The 21,520-nt window shown below is 57.1% G+C and carries 20 protein-coding genes; 6 read left to right on the plus strand and 14 right to left on the minus strand.

Features of this window, described 5'->3' with window-relative positions:
* The first annotated feature begins 17 nt into the window (after positions 1 to 17).
* Positions 18 to 635 (plus strand): cell division protein ZipA C-terminal FtsZ-binding domain-containing protein, encoded by a 618-nt coding sequence (locus tag BIS10_RS00065; protein WP_253501055.1) that lies wholly within the window; start codon positions 18 to 20, stop codon positions 633 to 635.
* A gap of 162 nt (positions 636 to 797) precedes the next feature.
* On the opposite strand, the gene fliD (BIS10_RS00070) is transcribed toward BIS10_RS00065, so the two are convergent.
* From fliD (BIS10_RS00070) to BIS10_RS00085, 4 genes are all read right to left on the minus strand, one after another.
* Complete coding sequence (fliD, locus tag BIS10_RS00070; RefSeq protein ID WP_253501058.1) at positions 798 to 2,189, minus strand: flagellar filament capping protein FliD; 1,392 nt, start codon at positions 2,187 to 2,189, stop codon at positions 798 to 800.
* Positions 2,190 to 2,401: 212 nt separating this feature from the next.
* On the minus strand, positions 2,402 to 3,748 hold the full coding sequence (fliD, locus tag BIS10_RS00075) for a flagellar filament capping protein FliD (protein ID WP_253501061.1): 1,347 nt from the start codon (positions 3,746 to 3,748) through the stop codon (positions 2,402 to 2,404).
* Between the two features lie 177 nt (positions 3,749 to 3,925).
* Entirely contained in the window at positions 3,926 to 5,248 is a 1,323-nt protein-coding gene (locus tag BIS10_RS00080) for a UDP-glucose/GDP-mannose dehydrogenase family protein (RefSeq protein ID WP_253501064.1), read from the minus strand.
* A 134-nt stretch (positions 5,249 to 5,382) separates the two neighbouring features.
* Positions 5,383 to 6,519 carry a transposase gene (locus tag BIS10_RS00085; protein ID WP_253501067.1) on the minus strand — a complete coding sequence of 379 codons (1,137 nt, stop codon included), beginning with the start codon at positions 6,517 to 6,519 and terminating at the stop codon, positions 5,383 to 5,385.
* Positions 6,520 to 6,738: 219 nt separating this feature from the next.
* Here BIS10_RS00085 and BIS10_RS00090 point away from each other — a divergent pair, with 219 nt between their 5' ends.
* The gene (locus BIS10_RS00090; protein WP_253501070.1) at positions 6,739 to 7,059 is read left to right on the plus strand and encodes a hypothetical protein; all 321 of its coding nucleotides are present in this window, start codon (positions 6,739 to 6,741) and stop codon (positions 7,057 to 7,059) included.
* Positions 7,060 to 7,444: 385 nt separating this feature from the next.
* On the plus strand, positions 7,445 to 8,440 hold the full coding sequence (locus tag BIS10_RS00095; protein WP_253501073.1) for a serine hydrolase: 996 nt from the start codon (positions 7,445 to 7,447) through the stop codon (positions 8,438 to 8,440).
* 28 nt (positions 8,441 to 8,468) lie between these two features.
* Here the strand turns inward: BIS10_RS00095 and BIS10_RS00100 are convergent, their stop codons facing one another.
* The 8 genes from BIS10_RS00100 to BIS10_RS00135 form a co-directional block, all read right to left on the minus strand.
* The gene (locus BIS10_RS00100; protein WP_083023496.1) at positions 8,469 to 9,032 is read right to left on the minus strand and encodes a YqhA family protein; all 564 of its coding nucleotides are present in this window, start codon (positions 9,030 to 9,032) and stop codon (positions 8,469 to 8,471) included.
* A gap of 57 nt (positions 9,033 to 9,089) precedes the next feature.
* Positions 9,090 to 9,683: an exopolysaccharide biosynthesis protein gene (locus BIS10_RS00105; protein WP_253501076.1), complete on the minus strand. Its 594-nt coding sequence runs from the start codon at positions 9,681 to 9,683 to the stop codon at positions 9,090 to 9,092.
* The gene (locus BIS10_RS00110; protein WP_083023499.1) at positions 9,680 to 10,180 is read right to left on the minus strand and encodes a TerB family tellurite resistance protein; all 501 of its coding nucleotides are present in this window, start codon (positions 10,178 to 10,180) and stop codon (positions 9,680 to 9,682) included. The genes BIS10_RS00105 and BIS10_RS00110 overlap by 4 nt, the downstream gene beginning before the upstream one ends.
* Before the next feature lie 73 nt (positions 10,181 to 10,253).
* Positions 10,254 to 11,267: a nucleoid-associated protein gene (locus BIS10_RS00115; RefSeq protein WP_253501079.1), complete on the minus strand. Its 1,014-nt coding sequence runs from the start codon at positions 11,265 to 11,267 to the stop codon at positions 10,254 to 10,256.
* A gap of 46 nt (positions 11,268 to 11,313) precedes the next feature.
* On the minus strand, positions 11,314 to 12,075 hold the full coding sequence (locus BIS10_RS00120; RefSeq protein WP_054641238.1) for an ABC transporter permease: 762 nt from the start codon (positions 12,073 to 12,075) through the stop codon (positions 11,314 to 11,316).
* On the minus strand, positions 12,072 to 13,007 hold the full coding sequence (locus BIS10_RS00125; RefSeq protein ID WP_253501082.1) for an ABC transporter ATP-binding protein: 936 nt from the start codon (positions 13,005 to 13,007) through the stop codon (positions 12,072 to 12,074). The genes BIS10_RS00120 and BIS10_RS00125 overlap by 4 nt, the downstream gene beginning before the upstream one ends.
* Positions 13,008 to 13,108: 101 nt before the next feature.
* A complete protein-coding gene (locus tag BIS10_RS00130) occupies positions 13,109 to 13,387 on the minus strand; it encodes a peptidylprolyl isomerase (protein ID WP_016915098.1) in 279 nt (92 codons plus the stop codon).
* Between the two features lie 56 nt (positions 13,388 to 13,443).
* Positions 13,444 to 14,562: a serine hydrolase gene (locus BIS10_RS00135; RefSeq protein ID WP_392567137.1), complete on the minus strand. Its 1,119-nt coding sequence runs from the start codon at positions 14,560 to 14,562 to the stop codon at positions 13,444 to 13,446.
* Between the two features lie 135 nt (positions 14,563 to 14,697).
* On the opposite strand from BIS10_RS00135, the gene BIS10_RS00140 reads away from it, so the two are divergent.
* Positions 14,698 to 15,840, plus strand: a complete 1,143-nt coding sequence (locus BIS10_RS00140; protein WP_253501085.1) for a transposase — start codon at positions 14,698 to 14,700, stop codon at positions 15,838 to 15,840.
* 148 nt (positions 15,841 to 15,988) lie between these two features.
* On the opposite strand, the gene BIS10_RS00145 is transcribed toward BIS10_RS00140, so the two are convergent.
* On the minus strand, positions 15,989 to 17,095 hold the full coding sequence (locus BIS10_RS00145) for a heparan-alpha-glucosaminide N-acetyltransferase domain-containing protein (RefSeq protein WP_253501088.1): 1,107 nt from the start codon (positions 17,093 to 17,095) through the stop codon (positions 15,989 to 15,991).
* A gap of 173 nt (positions 17,096 to 17,268) precedes the next feature.
* On the opposite strand from BIS10_RS00145, the gene BIS10_RS00150 reads away from it, so the two are divergent.
* Positions 17,269 to 18,210 (plus strand): exopolyphosphatase, encoded by a 942-nt coding sequence (locus BIS10_RS00150; RefSeq protein ID WP_253501091.1) that lies wholly within the window; start codon positions 17,269 to 17,271, stop codon positions 18,208 to 18,210.
* Between the two features lie 58 nt (positions 18,211 to 18,268).
* Positions 18,269 to 20,389 (plus strand): DNA helicase RecQ, encoded by a 2,121-nt coding sequence (gene recQ / locus BIS10_RS00155; protein WP_253501094.1) that lies wholly within the window; start codon positions 18,269 to 18,271, stop codon positions 20,387 to 20,389.
* Between the two features lie 45 nt (positions 20,390 to 20,434).
* Here the strand turns inward: recQ and mtnA are convergent, their stop codons facing one another.
* The gene (gene mtnA / locus BIS10_RS00160; RefSeq protein ID WP_253501097.1) at positions 20,435 to 21,454 is read right to left on the minus strand and encodes an S-methyl-5-thioribose-1-phosphate isomerase; all 1,020 of its coding nucleotides are present in this window, start codon (positions 21,452 to 21,454) and stop codon (positions 20,435 to 20,437) included.
* Between the last annotated feature and the right edge of the window lie 66 nt (positions 21,455 to 21,520).

Below are 21,520 nucleotides of genomic sequence, written 5' to 3' on the forward strand. Positions count from 1 at the left end.
GCAGGAGAGGATGCATCATGATAACAACCTACCTACCATTGCTACTGGGCGGCATCGCTGTTGTGCTAGGGCTGATAAGCTTTGCGCTGTTTTATAAGGTGGTGATTGCACCACGCAAGGCCGAGCCTTCCTCTCAGCAGGCCCCCACTCCCTCACCTACTTCCTCAGCAGAGCAGGCGGATACCACCAGCTACCAACGCCAGCCTAAAACATCCAGCAAGCAAAGCAAAAAGCCGACCCAGCAGTGTTTGTTTGTGATGTTTGATACCCCCAGCCAAGCCATTAACCAAGCGCTGGGGGAAATGCTTGCCGCGAAAAATGCCTTTTACGAGGCGGAGCTAGGCGCCTTCCACCTTCCACCGGGGCCGCAGGGTTACCCGATTATGCTGGCTAGCGCTACCTCGCCGGGTAAGCTGCCGCCGCTACATAAAGAGCATAAAGAGGGGGAGCATACGCCGGTGCAGGGGGTGTCGATCTTGATCCGCTTTTTGAACACGCGGAAGGTGTCGCGCAACCCGGAGGATTTAATTACCTTTACCCATGAGGTGGCGGCGCTGGGTGGCAAAATTTTGGATGCTAAGCGTAAGCCCATCACGGAAGAGAGTTTGGCGGCCATGTACCGAGAGGGAGAGTAGCTGGAAGGGGTTAGGTTGCTTTGTCGTTGTGCCCTGCAATCGCGTGGGGCATATTAAGAATGGTGCTAAAACCCGTCGCCCGCTGAAGCGGCCTCTTTCTGAGCGGTTCACTTTATCGCCCGTTGAGGCCGCTTTTGGCGTTATTGGCTACCGTGACGTTGGCTACTTTTTACGGCCTAGCTGAGCATCTAGCGCATCAAACTGCTGGGTTAAGTAGGAACTCATGCTGTTCATCTGGGCAATCATGCTATCTAGCTGGCCGAACTGGGTGCGGTAGCGGGAGATGGTGCCTTCAATGGTTTTTTCCATGCGCTCATAGCGCTCATCCAGGCTTTTTACACGGCTTTCGGCACCGCTAATCGCTAGCTTTACTACACCGTTATCGCCAAGCATTCGCTCTACGGTGCTGTCGAGCTGGGCTGCCAGGCCATTGCCTGCTTCGCCACCGACGAAAAAGTCGCTGAGTGCTTGGGGGTTATTGGCGACTAGGTCGCTGATTTTGTCTTCATCCATTTCCAGCGTGCCATCTCGTTGCAGGGTAATGCCTAGCTGGTTAAGCGTGGAAAGTTCACCACCGGCTACGCCGCCAGTCAGTACGCTCCGCAGGCGGCTTTCAATGGTGCGCACGGTGCTGTCGCCTACCAGATCACCGGCGGTTTCGCTGTCGCCATTAAAACTGGTGAGTTTGCCAATGGTGCCTTTCAGGTCGTTAAACGCTTTTACAAAGCCGCTAATGGCTTCGCGCTGCTTGAGCGTATCGCGCTCTACGTTCACCGTGCTGGAGGCGGTTTCACCATCGGCAATGCTGAGTTCCGCTAGGTTGAGGGTAACGCCCTGAATGGCCCCTTCGATCTGGTTGTTGGCGCTGCTAATGGCAATGCCGTTTACCGTTAACGCGGCGTTTTCACCGGTTTGCTTGGTGGCGGCATCTTCTGCAAAGGGGCCTGCTACCGTGGCTCCAGCTGCATCTACGAAGCCAAAGCTGGCAATAGAGGCATCCGCGCCGGTCGTTTTAGAGCTAAGCGCCAGCCGGTAGCCTGTGCCATCGTTAATAATGGTGGCGTTTACCCCAGCCTCTTTGTTGGCGTTAATGGCATCGCGGATGTCGGTTAGGCTGCTGTCTGCCGCAATATCAATGCTGACCGTATCGCTATTGCCAAAGGTGAGCTGAATGGCGGTGGCGCTCTGCAAATCTAGCGCGGTATCGCTCTCGGTGACTCTGCTAGATGCTAGGGAGCCTGTGGTGGCGAGTTTTGTTACTTCAACGCGGTAGCTGCCCGGCAGTGCATCAGCCGTGGCCGTGGCTTTAATCGCATCGCCCTGCACGTTAGCCGAGAGGCTTTGGTAAAGCGCTGGGTCGTTAACTTTCGCCACGGCGTCTTGGAATGCGTTTAGCGATGTTTGCAGCTGGCCATAGGCAGAGATCTTGGCTTGCTGCTGCTCTTTTTGGCGGGTAATAGGCGCGAGCTTGCCACGCTCCGCTTCCTGAAGCTGGTCTAATAGGCCAGTGAGGTCTAAGCCAGAGCCAACGCCTAGGGAAGTTATTGTCGCCATGCCGATGTTCCTCGATGCAAAAGGCTAAACCAACAGTCATCTAAAACACTTAGCCAGGTACGGCGTGTTTATTGAAATTTAATAGCATTTTTATCGATGGAACAACGCCTAAATTTAGCGCTTTTTCGTGCTTTAGGTAGTACCCACTTATTACCCTAATAAAAACGCCTGCTTATCGCAGGCGCTTTGGAGATAGCTAAACAAAATTGGTATTATTCTCGGCCTAGCTGTGCGTCTAACGCATCAAACTGTTGGGTGAGGTAGGCGCTGGTTTGGTTCATTTGGGAGATCATGCCGTCCAACTGACCAAACTGGGTGCGGTAGCGGGATATGGTTTGCTCGATGGATTGTTCCATGCGGGTATAACGTTCGCCGAGCGATTCAATACGGTTTTCAGCCCCCGACTTCGCCCCAGCCACTGCGCCGTTCGTGCCTAACAGCTGCTCAACGGTTTGGTTTAGCTGGCCCGCCATACCCTCATCTTCTGCGCTGCCTGCAAAAAACGCCGAGAGCGCATCTTGGTTATTGGCAATGGCGTCGTCTAGCTTGCCGCTATCGATCTCCAGCGTGCCATCGCGTTGTAGTGAAATGCCGATATCAGTCAGCATGGAGAACTGGCCTTCAATGCCGCTGCCAAGCACGCTGCGCAGGCGGGATTCTACTGTGCGCACGGCGCTATCGCCCAACAAGTCACCGGCGGCACCGGTTTCAGCATTAAAGCTGGTGAGTTCACCAATGGTGCCTTTTAGGTCGTTGTAGGCATCCACAAAGCCCGTGACCGCTTCGCGCACTGCTAGGGTGTTTTGCTCTACTGAAACGGTGCTATCCCCTTCTGCTTGAAGGTTCAGCGTGACGCCTTGAATGGCGCCCTCTACTTGGTTGGTAGGACTAGTGATGGCGATGCCATTCACATTCAGCGCGGCGTCTGTGCCTTTTTGAAGCGTGTTGGTGGTATCCGCTGCAAACGGCGCAGTGCCTGAGAAGTTGAAGTCCGCAATCGAGGCATCAGCGCCTGTTTCGCTTGAGCTAAGCGCTAACCGGTAGTTAGTGCCGTCGTTCACAATAGTGGCGTTAACGCCTGCATTTTCATTGGCATTGATGGCGTCGCGCATATCTTCGAGAGTGCTATCTGCCGCAATGGTGACATCCTGCGTGCTGCCATCCTCAAAGGTAAAAGTAAGCGTTTGCTCTGCTGTGGTGAGCGCTTCATCCGCAGCCGTAACGCCTTCAGAAGCTAAGGTGCCGCGGGTTGCTAGCGTTTCCACCGTTACGTTGTAGCTGCCGGGCTGCGCTTCGCCATCGGCCGTGGCGGTGATTGCTTCGCCCCCTACGTTGGTAGAGAGGCTTTCATAGAGCGCGCTGTCGTTGAGTGCACCTGCGGCGCTTTGAAATTCAGAAAGGGCGCTCTGCAGCTGCCCGTAGGCAGAAATTTTGGTTTGCTGGGTTTCCAGTTGCTGCTCGATGGGTGCAAGTTTGCCACGCTCAGCTTCTTGCAACTGATCTAGCAAGCCGTTGAGGTCCAGCCCTGAACCGATACCAAGTGATGAAATGGAAGCCATGCGTACCGTCCCTTTTTCGCGTTGTGCGGCCGTCTTACCGATTTTGCGGCAGCCATTATTCAAGTTAGCTAATTAGTTATTTATTCGGCATTGAGACTATTAACTTTAACAAATTTATTAGCCCTGGGCTTACCCATTTATCAGAAACAGCAAACCAAAGCTATAAACTTCTGTTTATTAAGACTTTCTACCGACACCCACATAGCAAACACCCGCCTCACTCAACGCGCTGGGCGCATATAAATTACGCCCATCTACCACTAATTTATTGTTTAGCTGGCTTGCTAACCAAGTGAAGTCAACGGTGCGAAATTCTTTCCACTCTGTGCAAATAACCAGTGCATCTGCACCTTTTACTGCCTGTATGCGATCGCCTGCGAGCATCAGGTCGTCACGCTCGCCATAAAGCCTTCGGCACTCACCCATCGCTTCCGGGTCGAACGCTTGCACCTTTGCGCCTGCTGCCCACAGGGCTTCCATCAGTGCTCGGCTGGGCGCTTCGCGCATATCGTCGGTGCCGGGCTTAAATGCTAGCCCCCAAATAGCAATTACTTTCCCCTCTAAGTTACCGAGGCTCTCTTGCAGTTTTGTGTAAAGCGTTTGTTTTTGGCGCTGATTAACGGCTTCTACGGCTTTTAATAATTCCGGCGTGCAACCTAATTGCAAAGCGGCTTGCTCAAGGGCGTGCACATCTTTAGGAAAACAGGAGCCGCCATAACCACAACCAGGATAAATAAAGTGATAGCCAATGCGCGGGTCACTTCCGATTCCCCGGCGTACATCTTCAATATCAACCTCTAAGCGCTCCGCTAAATTCGCCATTTCGTTCATGAAACTAATTTTGGTCGCCAGCATGGCGTTGGCGGCATACTTCGTCAGCTCTGCCGCTCGCACGCTCATAAACATCAGCTTGTCGTGGTTGCGGTTATAGGGCGCGTAGCAGGCTTTCATGCGCTCTTTTACCCGCTCGCTCTCGGTGCCTACGATAATGCGAGCGCCGCGGGTGAAGTCATCAATGGCAGCGCCTTCTTTCATAAACTCAGGGTTGGAGCACACATCAAAAGGGTGTTCAACCTTACGCTGCTGTAGCACGCGGCTGATGGTGTCGCTTACACGCTCGGCTGTGCCTACCGGCACCGTCGATTTATCAACCACCAGCTTATAGTCCTGCATGTGCTGGCCGATACTTTCCGCAACGCTTAATACGTACTGCAGATCAGCGCTGCCATCTTCGTCTGGCGGGGTGCCCACCGCGATAAACAGCGTGTCGCTTTCGGTTACCGCCTGTGCGGTATCTGTGGTAAATCGCAAACGCCCAGCGGCAACGTTATGCGCTACCAGCTGGCTCAGGCCTGGCTCGAAAATAGGGATCTCACCACGGCTAAGCTGTGCGATGCGGTTAGCATCAATATCCATGCAGATGACCTGATGACCCACATCCGCCAAACACGCACCTGCCACGAGCCCTACATATCCGGTACCAAAGACACTAATCTGCATAATCAACCAGCCCTAAAAGAAGTCTTGCGAGACTACCACACCTTTTTTCTGACACTCCCCGCCCGCCGCGCTTCGCGCTTTGGGCGAGGGTTCTGAGATCACCCCCAGAACCTTCCTGCTTCCACACGCCTTCACTAGACAGCAGCTAGGCCGCTGCCCTCCGCTCCGGTCGCTCCACAGGCTAACCCCGCCAGCCCGGCGGTTTGTATATTCCTGGCCGCGTTGATGTCGCGGTCAATGGGGTAGCCGCAGCTTTCGCAGTGCCAGTGACGTTGCGACAGCGGCAGTTTCTCAACCTTGTAGCCACAGCCATGACACCGCTTGCTGCTGGGGAACCACTGGCTCACTTTCACCAGTTGGCGCCCCGCCCAGGCGGCCTTGTATTCCAGTTGCCGGACGAACTCACCCCACCCGGCATCGCTAATGGATTTAGAAAGCCGTCTATTCTTGATCATACCAATGATATTAAGTGACTCGACGCACAGGACTTGGTTTTCGTTAATGAGTGCGCGGGTCGCTTTGTGGGTAGCGTCACGGCGACAGTCGGCGATCTTGGCATGTAGCCGTGCCACTTTCCAACGGTGTTTGTTGCGGTTGTTTGAACCTGTCTGTTTTTTCGCCAACCGGCGCTGCAAGCAGACCAGCTTCGCCTCGTAGCGTTTCAGATGACGCGGATTGCCCGATTTTGCGCCGTCACTGGTAATGAACAAATCGCTCAAGCCGAGGTCAATGCCGACCGTTTTGCGCGTGACCGGAAGCGCTTTTGGCACGAAATCACACAGGCAACTGATGAAGTAGCGTCCAGCACGATCGCGTGAAATCGTGATGGTAGAGGGTGCAGAGGGTAGTGACCGGCTCCACCGGATGGGTAACGGCGTCTTCGCTTTTGCGATAGTGATCTCACCATCCCGATAGCGGAACGCGGCCTTGGTCAGCCGGATCGACTGCCGGCAATCCTTGCGCTTGAAACGTGGGTAGCGCGCCTTGAGCTTTGGGTTGAAGAAGTTGTCGAAGGCGGCTTTCTGGTCGCGGAGCGTTTGCTGCAGGATCACGCTGGAAACATCCCGCAACCACGGAAACTCCGCCTTTAAGCCCACCAGTCGCTTTTCCGCCGATGAGTGCGAGACCGATTCACCGCGCTGCTGATACGCCTCGGTGCGATAGGCCAGGGTATTATTCCAGACAAAACGGGCACACCCGAATGACTGCGCCAGCAGCTCAGCCTGTTCAGAGGTGGGGTAGAACCGTTCTTTGTAGGCACGCTTTGTCATGCTGTATAAATATCAGGGTAATGAGGCGAAGTCAATCTGGCACCGCTACGCGGTGCGCGCTTGTATCACCGCCCGACTGGGCGATGCTTTACGCGCTGTTTGGTAATTCAGATGACACGCAAAACTCAGCCCAATACATAGACCTTGGTCTAACATCCCTACTGCTTTATAATGTACTGCAGCACACCCATTTTGCTGCGATTGCAGGAGCAACCTACCATGCCCGCTGAAGCATTATCCCCCGCGACCACTGCTTCCTTCCACGTACAGCGCAGCTTGCGCCACTGCCTTTCTAGCGTAGCGGAACTGCTTTATGAGAGCGGCCATGTGCTTGAAACCATCACCCTGATACAGCGTGGTTTATCGCGCCAGGAGTTGATCTCTCTGAGCCATCAGCACCCCCGTTGGGCGCTTTGCCAGCAAGTGTTGGAAGAGAGTGATGCCGCCACTTTTAATGACTATGGCCGTTTTGTGTTAACAGCCATGGGCCGCGAGCTGATGTTTGATATGTTTGGCCAAGGGGCAGCGGATTGCGCCTAGCCTCTGGTTGAGAATGTATAGAGTTTGAGACGTGTAGAGTTTGAGGCATGTATAGAAAAAACGCCCGCTGGGGGAGCGGGCGTTTAGAAGCGCTAATATCGCATCATGCAGGTCGTGGGTTATTCATGGCAGAGATTAACGCAGGCCCAACAGCGACAAAATAAACAGAACAACAACGATCAGACCTACGATATAGATAATGTTACGCATAACGGCACTCCTTGCTTTAGCGTTTCATGGAAATCAAAGGGTTGCTTCCCTTCAATAATCTCTCCTAGCGTAGCAGGCTTTTTCTCAGTTTGCGTAATCGTGGTTGCTGCCCTCTCAATGGAACCTTACCTCCTCACGTATCTCGAAGTTTACGACTTCCTTGCCTGGTGCTGTGATGAAAACAACTGCCTTTTTATTTGCCTGTGTGATGACTTCTTTGCCTGTTACCGCTGCTGAGGCCTCAGAACCATCATCGGGTGCGCTACAAACACTCAACCAACAAGCTCAGGCGCTTGATCGCTTACATACTGTAGTGGTGGCTTACGACGGCAATATTATTCATGAACATCACCAAGGCGGCCCAGGGGTTGCGGCACCTGCCAACGTCAAATCGCTATCGAAAACGGTGTTAGCCGCCGTGACCGGGGCGGCGATCGAGGCGGGCGTCATTGAATCCGTTGACCGGCCGCTGGTGGCGCTACTAGATAGTGTGCCCAGCGCTGCTGCCCCACAGGTGAACGACATCACAGTGGCGCACTTACTGGCACAACAAGCTGGCTTAGAGCGTACATCGGGCAGCAACTACGGCGCTTGGGTGGCCAGCGCCCATTGGGTAAACGATGCGCTCACTCGCCCATTCGTGGACCGCCCAGGCGGGCGCATGCTCTACTCCACCGGCACCAGCCATTTGCTCTCGGCGGCGCTGACTCAGGCCAGCGGTGAAAGCACCCTCGCGCTTGCCCAGCGCTTGTTAGGCGAACCGCTCGGTATTGCGATTCCCCCGTGGCCGCAGGACCCTCAAGGGATCTACTTTGGAGGGAACGATATGCAGCTTTCCCCTCGCGCGCTCATTGCGATTGGGGAGCTGTACCGCAACGACGGCGTGGCCAATGGCCAGCGCGTGCTGCCTGAAGGCTGGGTAGAAGATTCATGGACGCCCAGAGGCCAATCACCCTGGACGGGCGATGGCTACGGCTTTGGCTGGTTTATCACGACGCTAGCGGGTGAACACGTCGCTTACGGGAGAGGATACGGCGGGCAGGCGCTGTATGTGATTCCCGAGCGGGAGATGACGGTGGTGATCACCTCAGACCCAACCCCGCCATCGCCCGGTGGCCAGTTCCAGCAGCAGCTTAACGCGCTGGTGGCCGATTTATTGGCAGAGGAGTAACGGCGCGCGCCACTCCTCCTGTTAATGACTACTCCCCTTTATGCGCCAAACTCATCAAGTAGAGCGCGGCGGCCAGCGCCAGTACGGAGAGCGCTAAATAAATCGCTTCTAAGGGCGTGGTGAAGCGGATATCGACGACTGCTCGGAAGAATTCGATAATCACGGCCAAAATCACCACACGGGCGATTTTGTCTTTCAACTGATCCAGCGAGGCAACGTTGAAGGGGTGTGCAGGGTAACGCACCTCTGCTTGGTCGATACGCGAAACGAACAACCGATAAACGCCTAGCCCAAAAATCAGCAGCACGATGGCGATCAGATAGATATCCACCGCAATAATGATATCGGGCACCAGGGTGTCGTGGATGTTATGGGTGTCATCCACCAAGTAGTAGTGCAGTACATCGCCCACCACTTTAAGGATATCCAGCGTGCCGACGATAAACAGCATCAGCGAGCCTAATAGGCTTGGCACCACCGCTAGCATGACCAAAAAGCGCGAGTTCCACAGCGCGGTTTCAATCCGCCGCTCCCACGCCGACTGCTGGTGAGGTGGCTTGGGTGGAGGTGGTAAATGGGGCGAGTTACTCATCGTAGGCACATAGCTCCTTCTTGCTTTACGGCAATAGCGAAAGTGCCTAGTAAAGCATTAGATGAGATTCATCACTACTACCGTGAAGGTCACGCCGGTAAGCAAAAACCCCAGCGCCAGCATCAGGCCATCTCTGGCCACCAGCCCCAGCCCAAACAGCGTGAGCGCAAGCCCGGCACCGTTAGCGCTGAACGGAATAAACTCCATCGGCGGCATCGCCAGGGCCACGAGCAGGCAGGCAACGGCCGTTACCCTAATCCCGATGTAGCCGGTCATCCAAGCCAAGCGCACACCCAACAAGCTATCTACCCACTTAGCGGGCTTTTTCATGTAGTGCAGCGCTTTATCGAACTTCTTCCGGGAGAGGGAGCGGTTAAGCAACCATCCGGGCAGCCAGAACGTTTCTCGCCCGATTAATAACTGCACCGACGTTAGCAGTACCAGGGAGGCCATCAGCGTCGGCATGCCAGGGATATCGCCCAGGATGGGGGCCAGGGTAATCAACCCCGCTAATAGCAGCAGCGGCCCAAACGAGCGCCTCCCCACCGCGTGTACCACGTCATCCACGCTGACCTGGGATTTTTCCCCCTCCATCTTCTCCATGGTATGGATCAGCTCGGTTAAGTTCGTCGCTTCCTGCGTATTACTCATGGGCGTTTCGGCGCTCCTTTGCCGTGGGTGTCGTGATTGAAAGAGGGTTCTTCCGGTGACTGGTTAAGCTTGCTGCGAATAAAGTCGCTATGGCTGACATGCAGCAGATCTGCCAGCCGACGAATCCGATGCTCTTCGAGAGGATCCAGCGTGCCGTCGGCCCAGGCCAGTTGCCACATTAAATTGACCAGTTCCAGGCGCTGCTCGTAACCATAGTGCTGTTTGATCAGGCTGACGAACTGATAGTGATCCACCGCGTCGTCGACCTCCGCCTCTGCCAGTGCCATTAACTCGCTGACATCTTGCTCGTTGAGCCGATAGCGCGCCATCAGCATTTGCTTCAGCGCCGCGCGCTCTTCATCACTGTTGTCGTAATCGGCGCGCATCACTTCACACAGCAGCGCTGCCGACGCTAGCTCTAGGGTGAGCGTTTTGTTATCACGCTGTTCAGGCACGGAAAGTACCTGTTGGAAGAAAGAGTGAATGGCATCCAGCACGGCGGTCTCCTCATATCAGTGGCTAACCTAGGACTACACGACACCTTAAGAGTGCCGCCCTAGGCCTCGCCGTTTACTCTTTCCGCTTGGCAAGCTGCTCTTTGAGCTGTTTGGGCACTTGCTTGATGATCAGCCGATCCTGGGTTTCGTCATACTCAATGCTGGAACCCAGCAGGTGTGAATCAAAGCTGATCGAGACGCCTCCAGAGCGCCCGGTGAAGCGACGAAACTGGCTGATAGTACGTTTATCTGGCGGGATTTCCGGCGAAAGGCCGTAGTCGGCGTTGCGAATATGGTCGTAAAACGCCTTGGGCTGCTTCTCATCCACAAGCCCAGAGAGCTCTTCCAGCGTCATCGGTTCACCACGGCGCAGCTGCTCGTTGGCGTAATCGACCAGGGTATCGGTTTTTTCCCGGCTGGCGTCGTCGTCCAGGTCCTCTTTTTCGACGTAGTCGCTAAAGGCTTTCAGCAGCGTGCGGGTTTCGGCGGGGGCATCAATGCCCTCCTCCATGCCCAGCAGCGCCGCTACGCCATCGGCGAGCTTTTTACCGCCCCGGTCTTTTAGAAACGAGACGTACTGGGTACTTTCCCCACCGCTCTGCCACTGGGTCAGGTTGATGCGGGCTGCCAGGGTGAGTTGGCTCGTGTTCAGTTGGGCGGCGGGCACCGCTTGGTGCGCGTCGTTAAAGCCGATACCTTCCCGCTGGTGAATGAGGGCCATCAGCAGCGTTTCCGTATCGCCCTGTTGTAGATGAGCGATGACCAAGTAACCGCCAACGGAGAGCTGCCCCTGCAGCGTTTGGGCCAGTCGCTCGGCCATCGCGTTCGCCAGTTGGGCAAAGGTTTGCTCGTCGGCTTGATACGCCGTGAGCCACGCCACCAGCGGCCCGGCCTGCTCTCCCTGCTCGGCAAAGCGCCCCCAGCCCTTCGCTTTGGTGTTGTAGGTGTCGTTTAGCGCATTCACTAGACTGGCCATCACCGCGTCATCGCCGGCAGCTTCCGCTTCCGCAGGCGGGGCAGTGACACTTAAGCGTTCGCCATCGAGAGATGGCTCAAGGCGGTAAACAGTACTTTGCAGTAGCGGCATAAACAGACATTACCTTTATAAAAACGTCGAAGAGGTCACTTCAGCATCAGGGCTTTAAGCGGTAACCGGTGCGGAAAATCCAGGCAATGGTGGCAAGACTGGCCGCCAAAAACAGCAAAATCATCGCCACGCTAGCTCCTAAGCTGACATCGCTAATGCCGTAGAAGCTCCAGCGGAAACCGCTGACGAGATACACCACCGGATTCGCCAGGGTCACGCTCTGCCAAAACGGAGGCAGCATATCGATGGAGTAGAAGCTGCCGCCCAGGAACGTGAGTGGGGTAATCACCAGCAGCGGCACGAGCTGCAGCTTGTCGAAGCCATCTGCCCAGATGCCGATGATAAAGCCCAGCAGGCTAAAGGTGACGGCGGTCAGCACCAGAAACGTCAGCATCCAGAACGGGTGGGCGATCTCAAGCGGCACAAAGAAGCTGGACGTGCCGAGGATGATCAGCCCTAGCAGTATCGATTTCGAGGCCGCCGCCCCTACGTAGCCCACGACAATCTCCAAATAGGAGATCGGTGCCGACAAAATCTCATAGATGCTGCCGGAGAACTTGGGAAAAAAGATGCCAAACGAGGCATTCGAGACGCTCTGGGTCAGCAGCATCAGCATAATCAAACCAGGGACGATAAACGCACCGTAGCTCACCCCGCCAATTTCGGTAATCCGCGAGCCAATCGCCGCGCCAAACACCACAAAGTAGAGCGAGGTAGAGATCACCGGTGAGACAACGCTCTGTAGCAGCGTGCGGCGAGTGCGGGCCATTTCCGCCATATAAATCGCACGAACGGGATAGAGGTTCATGAGCGCTCCTTCACCAGGTCCACGAAGATATCTTCCAGCGAGCTCTGCCGGGTGTGTAGATCTTTAAAGCTGATCCCCGCCTGCTCTAGCTGCGTTAACAGGGTAGAGATCCCACGCCCCTCCTCTTCCTGGCGGCCATCGTAGGTGTAGACCAGCTCATAGCCGTCGGCGGTTAAGCTGAGTTCTTCCTGCGCCAGCGCAGGCGGCAACTCCGTTAGCGGGCTGTGTAGCTGCAGAGTGAGCTGCTTGCTGCCCAGCTTTTTCATTAGCGCGGCTTTCTCTTCCACCAGCACGATCTCGCCGCGATTGATGACGCCTATGCGGTCGGCCATCTCTTCGGCTTCTTCAATGTAGTGGGTGGTGAGAATGATCGTCACCCCATCGTCCCGCAGCCCGCGCACCACGTTCCACATATCCCGCCGTAGCTCGACATCCACCCCGGCGGTCGGCTCATCCAAAAACAGAATGCGTGGCTCGTGGGAAAGTGCCTTGGCAATCAGCACCCGCCGCTTCATACCGCCGGAGAGGGTCATCAGGCGGTTGTAGCGTTTATCCCACAGCGAGAGTGACTTGAGCACTTTTTCGATATGGGCGGGGTTGGGGGACTTACCAAACAGGCCACGGCTGAAGCTCACCGTGTTCCAGACCGTTTCGAACGCTTCATTGGTGAGCTCTTGCGGCACAAGACCAATCCGCTCGCGGGCTTGGCGGTAATCGCGCACGCTATCGAAGCCGTCGACAATGACATGACCTTCGCTGGGATTGACCAAGCCACATACCAAGCTGATCAAGGTAGTTTTACCCGCCCCATTCGGGCCGAGCAGTGCAAAAATTTCGCCGCGCTGGATGGTTAAATCCACGCGGGTGAGCGCCTGAAAGCCACCTTCGTAGGTTTTATTCAGGCCATCGATGGTAATGATGGGGTCGTTCAAGGCGTGCTCCTTACATCGCGGGCCAGCGCAGAACCGGCGCAGCGCGATGCCAATGGCACCGCGACATGGCTGCCGCGGTGCATGACGGCCTTTAAAAGGTATTAAGTGCGGCTGGTGATTTCGAGCAAGTGATAGCCAAACTGAGTCTGTACCGGCCCGTGAACCTTGTTGAGCTCACCGCTGAAGACGACTTTGTCGAATTCTGGCACCATTTGGCCGGGGCCAAAGCTACCCAGGTCGCCGCCCTGACGGCCGGAGGGGCAGCTGGAGTGCTGCTTGGCCACGTCCGCGAAGTCACGGCCGTTTTCGATCTCTTGTTTCAGTGCGTTGCACTGCTCTTCACTGCTTACCAAAATATGACGGGCGCTGGCACGTGCCATAACGAACTCCTTAATCAAAAAACCCAATACGGTAGGCCAGTTTATCACGCTCGCTGCTAGTCGTGACCCAAGGCACCGCTATAACGCAGCGCTTCGCCCACACTCGCCAGGGCACGCTCATGGGCCTGCACCGAGAGCGGCCCACGAGTACACGCCACGATGACCCAGGGGCCATTGGCGGCGTCACCTGCTTGAGAGGCACGCGATGCAATACCGGCATCGCAGCTTCGCCGGTGCTGCGTGCCTGTTTTGTGCGCAAAGGTGAACTCGCTGCCCATGCCTTGTTTCAAGCGCCGCTCGCCAGATTTAGTTCGCTGCATGATCGCCAGCAGCGTTTGGCGCTGTTCGGCATTCACATCCTCCATACCACCGTGATGCAGGCTGGCCAGCAGGTCGCCATAGGCGCGCAGCGTGCCCACGTTTTCACCGGTGGCTTCGTAGGCATCGAAGGCGTGGTCGTAGTCGGGCTGTTCGAAGCTCCCTTCACCCATGCCCAATGTGCGCGCTAAGGCGGCCGGGCGCTGGTTCACACGGTGTTGGCGCAGGGCGATAAAATCTAACCCGCCCAGTTGGCGAGCCTCGGGATGTAACTGGCCATATACACCCTGGCGCACTTCCACCAGCTTGCTGATGGGACCAAGGTGCTCCGGCTGGCCGTTGCTGGCGGCGACCATGCGGCGGGCGCGGGCATTCACGGCGTCCAAGCCCACACGGTCTATCAGCATATCCGTGGCGGTGTTATCGCTGACGGTGAGCATCTGCTCAAGCAAATAACGAATCGAAATGGGCGTGCCGGGGTCGTGCCAGTTGACCGGCCCGGCGCCATCGACAAAGTCGCTGCGTGCCAATGTAAGACGATCATCCAGAGAGAGCGAGCCAGCTTGGCGCTCAGCCAGCACCTGAGCCGCTACGGGCACTTTAATCAGCGAGGCCAAATACCAGGGGTCGTCTGCCTGCCAGGAGTACGCCTCGCCTGTTGCGAGGTTCTGAACATAAACACCTAGCGCGCCGCCAAATACTTCTTCAATGGCGCTTATTCGCACATCTAGATCGCCTTGCCAAGGGCTCTGTTTATCGACCTCGTAGTACCAGTTCGTACTTGCCAATACCGCCGCGCTGGCTGGCAATAAAGCGCACAGCAGCGCTGCGGCTAGCCAGCGTTGAAGATGTCGCAACCTTACCTCCTACCGCGGCGAGTGGCGGGTTATCAGTCAGCGCGGAAAACCGCTTACTTTTAGTGAGCGGATGGATAGCGCGGCGTCCGCCAGGACGCCTTGTTTCCTTACCGCTAGATGGCTAATGTGTAAGCCATGACAACCGAGCGCGCCTACAGATACCGTTTCTATCCGACGCCCGAGCAGGCAACCCTGCTGGCGCGGACGTTCGGGTGCGTCCGGTTTGTGTGGAATGCCGTACTGCGCTATCGCACCGATGCATTCTATCAGCGCCAGGAGAAAATCGGCTATCACGACGCCAGTGCGTTCCTGACGCAACTCAAGAAGCAGCCGGACACCGCCTTTCTAACCGAGGTTAGTTCGGTGCCGTTGCAGCAATGCTTACGCCATCAGCAAACCGCGTTCAAACACTTCTTTGCCAAGCGGGCACGCTACCCCCACTTTAAATCCAAGAAACACCGGCAGTCAGCAACCTTTGCCAGTTCGGCGTTTTCGTACCGCAATGGCCAGATCACGCTGGCCAAGTGCCGCGAACCGCTCAACATCCGCTGGAGCCGCGACCTGCCCTCAGCACCCAGCACGGTGACCGTTTCCAAAGACCGCGCCGGTCGTTACTTCATTAGCTGCCTGTGCAAAGTGGACACTGAAGCGCTGCCGATCACGCCCAAGATGGTCGGTATCGACCTGGGGCTGAAAGACCTATTCGTCACCAGCGAGGGTCCGCGGGTCAACAATCCCCGCCATACGGCACGCTATGCGCGCAAGCTGGCGCGGGCGCAGCGGCAATTGAGCCGTAAGCAAAAAGGTTCGAATAACCGTGCCAAGGCGCGGCTAAAAGTGGCTAAATGCCATGCCAAGATTGCCGATACTCGGCGTGACCACCTGCATCAACTCACCCGCCAGATCGTGAACGACAACCAAGTGATCGCGGCGGAGAGTTTGCAGGTGAAGCACCTGGTTAAAAACCGTCACCTTTCCAAAGCGATCAGCGATGTCGGCTGGGGGGAGTTGGTTCGCCAGCTTGAGTACAAAGCGGCGTGGGCGGGACGGCAGTTCGTCCAGATCGACCGCTGGTACCCCAGCAGCAAACGCTGCCATGGCTGCGGCTTTGTGCGGGTGGCACTGCCGCTCAATGTGCGCGTCTGGGATTGCCCAGGCTGCGGTACCCAGGGCATTGACCGTGACCTCAATGCCGCTCGAAACATCCTACAAGCCGGCACCGCGCTACTCGCCGGTGCCGAGAGTTGCAGCAAATACCGAGGGGCCCTCGGGAATTGACGCCTGTTGAGTTTGTGTAAGACCGGCAATGCCAAGGCATTGAAGGCAACGGACAGCGAAGCAGGAACCTGGAAGGCGACAACCAGGGAATCCCCTTCCTTTCCGCCTCAGGCGGCAGCTTCCTAAGAAGCTGAGGGAGGGAAGGAGGTCAATTGTAACGGGCGATCCAGCGCGTTAGCCAAATCCACAACGCGGCTCCAAGAATTAACAGCCCACCCACACCAAGCGCCTGTGGATAGGTGTACATGCCTTCGCCTTCCAGCAGAAAACGCAGCACCAGAAAAATCATCACAATATGGAAAATAAACGCTTTGAGCGCGTCGCTCCCTACCATCGTTAATGGCCGTAGCGCCTTGGCTGCCGTAGCTCCACCAGCGAGTGCAGCGCCTAAAATAACCAGCGCGCCGCCCACGCTGTACAGCGTGAATTTCAGCCCAGGCGGGTGCTTGCCGTCGTTATTCGCCACCGCCAGCATCGCAGCAGAAACATCGCCTTCGGCAAAGGCCAAGCCATAGAACGCGGCGACCATGACAGCCCCTACGCCCACCAGCGCCAGCACCAGCTTTCGCCTCAGCGCCGTATCAAAATAGCAGCGCAGCAAGGCTTCACCGATTAGCAGGCCCGCCAAGATCAAAGGCGCGCGGCTGAGCTGGCCCCAGGTGTAATGGTCTTCATGGTCCACCAGCAGCGCTTTTAAGGTGTCGTTACCGCCAAAGCTCAGCCCCTGCAGCCAAGCGGAGAGCGTGGTTAAGCTAATAATAAGCGCACACCGCCCCCACAGCGGTGTACGTGCCCATAATGGAAGTACCAGCGGCACCCACAGCAGGGCGATGGCGTAAAAACCGAGGATTTCTACCCAAATCGCAAAGCGCTGATAAAGCAGCGCATCAACAATATCGCCTGGGGCGTAATAGGGCAGCATCTCGACGACCGTCAACGCCTTGTACCAAAACCACACTTCAACCGCGCGCACCCATAGTTTTAGCCGCCGTTTTGGCCACGCCTCTGTTTGGGTAGACGCTAAAAAGGCCACGGCTAGCGCAATCCCGAAGACCAGGATGAACAGGGAAGAAGAGAACTTAGTGAGAAAATGGACGGGCACCATGCCCCAATCGGGGACGTTGCGTATTCCAATCAGCCCACTCACCGTATGGCTGAGAATCATCAGCCCAATCGCTATACCACGGGCGAGGTCTATGGCGTCTATACGCCCTTCCGCACGGGGCAGGCGTGGCACTTCTTGCCAGGTAAACACGTTAGCAACGTCCTTGTAGGGTATTCGTGTTAGTGAAACATTGCTTTTACCATAGCCTATTTGCCTAGTGAGCTATTGCGCTTGATTAAACGCAGCCGATTATCAAGGGCTTATTTTAACCCTCGATAACTGCTGGTATCTTTTGATGACTATTCACCGTGTCGAGAAAACAAATGCCTACGCAACAAACACCCACGTTTCGTTTAGTTACCCGCAGCGATTTTGATGGTTTGGTATGCGGTGCCCTGCTCAAGCACTTAGGGCTTATTGATGAAATCACCTTCGTGCACCCGAAGGACATGCAGGATGGCAAAATTGCTATCGATGCCAACGACATCACCACCAACCTGCCCTATGTGCCCGGCTGCCACCTAGCGTTCGACCACCACCTAAGCGAAACAGTGCGCAACGTTGAGCGTGCCGACAACCACATCATTAATGCAGACGCCCCTTCCGCTGCCCGCGTGGTATGGGAGTACTACGGCGGCCACGAGGTCTTCCCCGCACGCTGGGACGATATGATGGAAGCCGTCGATAAGAGCGACTCTGCCCAGTTCAACAAAGACGAAATTCTCAACCCGCAGAGCTGGGTACTGCTGAACTTCATCATGGACGCCCGCACGGGCCTGGGACGCTTCCGCGACTTCCGCATCTCCAACTATCAGCTGATGATGAAGCTGATCGACTACTGCCGCGAGCACACCATCGATGAAATCCTCGCCCTTGACGATGTGCAGGAGCGCACCACGCTTTACCGTGAGCACGAGCAATTAGCAAAGGAGCAAATCGAGCGCTGCGCGACAGTACACGGCAACGTGGTGGTGTTGGATCTACGCAACGAGGAAACCATCTACGCAACCAACCGCTTCGTAATCTACGCCATGTACCCCGACTGCAATATCTCAATTCACGTGATGTGGGGGCTCAAGCAGCAGAACACCGTGCTGGCGATTGGTAAATCGATCCTCAACCGCTCCAGCAACACCAACGTGGGCGAACTGTGCCTAAGCTACGGCGGCGGCGGCCATCTGAATGCGGGCACTTGCCAAGTTGATAATGACCAGGCAGAAAATGCGTTGGCGGAGATTGTTGAGCGGATTAGGGCGGATGGGTAAGGCGACGGCTTACTCTCCTTAACCCCGTTCCTTCACGCACACGACAAGGAGAGCAGCGATGCACGGCGACTCGGCAGCCCTCAAGGTACTGCAGGAGGTCTTTGGCTACGACCACTTTCGTGGCCCGCAGCAGGCCATCATTGAGCATGTGATGGCCGGAGGCGATGCGTTGGTGCTGATGCCCACTGGCGGCGGTAAATCGCTGTGCTATCAGATCCCTGCGCTGCTACGTGAAGGCACCGCGATTGTGGTCTCGCCGCTCATCGCGTTGATGCAGGATCAGGTGGCCGCGCTGATTCAGAACGGGGTGCGCGCCGCCTACCTCAACTCCAGCCTCGAAATGCATGAGGCGATGGACGTGGAAAACCGCCTGCGCGCGGGCGAGCTGGATCTTCTCTACGTCGCGCCCGAGCGGCTGGCAACGGCACGCATGCAGATGCTGCTGGAGCAGACCCACATTGCGCTGTTCGCCATCGATGAAGCCCACTGCGTTTCCCAGTGGGGCCACGATTTCCGCCCAGAGTATCGCCAGCTCTCCCACCTGCACCAGCGCTTTCCTAACGTGCCGCGCATCGCGCTCACCGCCACCGCCGATGTGCCTACCCGGCACGACATCATGGAGCACCTACAGCTTCAGGACGCCGCGCTCTACAACAACGGCTTCGATCGGCCCAACATTCGCTACCATATCGCTGAAAATCAGGGCAATGCCAAAGAGCAGCTGCTGAGTTTCATCCGTGAGCATCACGACGGCGAGGCGGGCATTGTGTACTGTCTTTCTCGCCGCAAGGTGGAGGAAACCGCCGCTTGGCTGGCTCGCCAGGGGTTGACCGCGCTGCCCTACCACGCCGGGCTGCCCGCCGAGCAGCGCCAGCAGCACCAAACCCGCTTTCTGCGCAAAGACGGCGTGGTGATCGTCGCCACCATCGCTTTCGGCATGGGCATCGACAAACCGGACGTGCGCTTTGTGGCACACCTCAACCTGCCCAAAAGCATCGAAGCCTACTATCAGGAAACCGGCCGCGCCGGACGCGACGGGCTGCCCGCCGATGCCTGGATGGCCTACGGGCTTCAGGACGTGATCACTCTGCGTCAGATGCAGCAAGACTACGGTGCCGCCGACCAGCAAAAGCGCATCGAGCAGCAAAAGCTCGACGCCATGCTGGGGCTCTGCGAGATCATTAGCTGCCGCCGTCAGGCGCTGCTCCACTACTTCGGCGATTCATTAGACGAGCCCTGCGGCAACTGCGACAACTGCCTCACCCCGCCTGACACTTGGGAGGCCACGGTGGCTGCACAGAAGGCGCTGTCATGTGTCTACCGCACCGAGCAGCGCTTCGGCGTCACTTACTTGGTGGATGTGCTGCTGGGCAAGCGCAACGAACGTATCAGCCGCTTCGGTCATGACAGTTTGAGTACGTTCGGCATTGGCACAGAGCTCACCGCCAGCGAGTGGAAAGCGCTGTTCCGCCAGCTGATCGCCAGCGGTTTTTTAAGCGTGGATATGGAGGGCCATGGCGGCATCAAGCTCACCGCCAACGCCAAGCCCATACTGCGCGGCGAGCAGAGTCTCACCCTTCGCAAACCCAGCAAGCCCGCGCGGCGCAGCAGTAAGGGCGCCTCCGCTGCCAAGGGCCACGGCGTACTGTGGGAAGCGCTGCGCCAGCATCGCAAGGCGCTCGCCGATGCCCAGGGCGTACCCGCCTACGTGATTTTCAACGACGCCACCCTGGCCGAGCTGGTAGAGCAAAAGCCGCAAACGCTGCAGGCGCTGGGCACCATCTCGGGCATCGGCGCACGCAAGCTGGAGGATTATGGCGAAGGCTTTCTGGCGGTGGTTCTGGCGCATCCTGATGAGCCTGCCGCTAGCGCCCCTGTGGGCAGCAGCGCTCTTGAATCTGCCGCGCTACTGCGCCAAGGGCTAACGCCGGAACAGGTCGCCGAGCAGCGCGGGCTGGTCGCCAATACCGTGTACCGCCATTTGAGCGATGCCATTCAAGGCAGCGAACTGGCACTGGAAGAGGTGGTCAACCTGGACCCAGCGACCCTGGCGCAGATTCGCGCGGCTTTTGAGCAGTTTCCCGGGCAGGGGTTGAAAGTGGTGTTTGAAGCGCTGGAAGGCCGTATTGATTACCCGGTTCTACACTGCGTGCGGGCGTCCATGGCTGCTAAGGGTTAGGCTTTTTACGAAAAGTCGGCGAGCGTAGGCTGTTTTCGTAAAAGCCTAGCGCCATCCCCGCAGATGCTCGCCCCGTGCAATCGCCGCTGAGTCGAACACGCCGGTATCCAGAATCCAGGCGGTGACCAGCTTGGCGGGCGTCACGTCGAACGCCGGGTTCCACACCGGCGCATCGCTGGGTGCCCACACCACCTCGCCAAACGCGCCTGCGGCTCCGCGCACTTCCGCGCCATCGCGCTGCTCGATGGGAATCGCCGCGCCGGTCGCGCAGGCGGGGTCGACCGTGGTGTAAGGGGCGACCACATAGAACGGCACCTGATGGTAGTGTGCCGCCACCGCCAGCATGTAGGTGCCCACTTTGTTGGCAAAGTCACCGTTGGCGCAGATGCGGTCCGCGCCGACCATCACCTTATCCACCTTGCCCGCTGCCATTAAGCTGGCCGCCATGCTGTCGGTGATTAGCTGGTAGGGAATGCCTAAATCGGCCATTTCCCACGCGGTTAAACGCCCACCCTGGAGCAGCGGACGGGTTTCATCGACATAGACATGCAGATCTATGCCGCGTTGTTTGGCGATGGCCAACGCGCCAATCGCGGTGCCCACACCGGCCGTAGCCAGCGCACCGGTGTTGCAGTGGGTCAGCACGCGGTCGCTGGATGCCAGCAAGTCAGCGCCACGCTCGGCCATGCGTTGGCACAGCGCGCGGTCCTCTTCAAACAGCGCCTTGGCTCGTTCGGCCAAGGCGTCAGCGCCCTGGGCAAAACAGGCTTCCATGGCGTCCAGGCAGTACATCAGGTTCACTGCAGTGGGTCGCGTTGCCCGCAAGCGGTCGCTGACGGCTTGCCACTCGGATTCGGGATGGCGAGCGGCGTACTGGGCCAGCACGAAAGCAGCGCTCAAACCAATCAATGGCGCGCCGCGAATGGCGAGGTGTTTAACCGCGTGCTGCCACGCCTCGGGGGAGTCGCAGCGCACCCACTCTTCGGCCTGGGGTAGCCGGGTTTGGTCCAAATACTCAAGCGAGTCGGCATACACCCGTAAACTGCGTGACTGTAAATTGACCATGAGGGGCTCCTTGATAATGGGGCAAGCAGAACGGCGGCACGGCTTATCAGGCGCGAAGCTTATCAT

This window comes from Halomonas sp. 707B3 (genome assembly GCF_024158645.1).
GTDB classification, from domain to species: domain Bacteria; phylum Pseudomonadota; class Gammaproteobacteria; order Pseudomonadales; family Halomonadaceae; genus Vreelandella; species Vreelandella lionensis.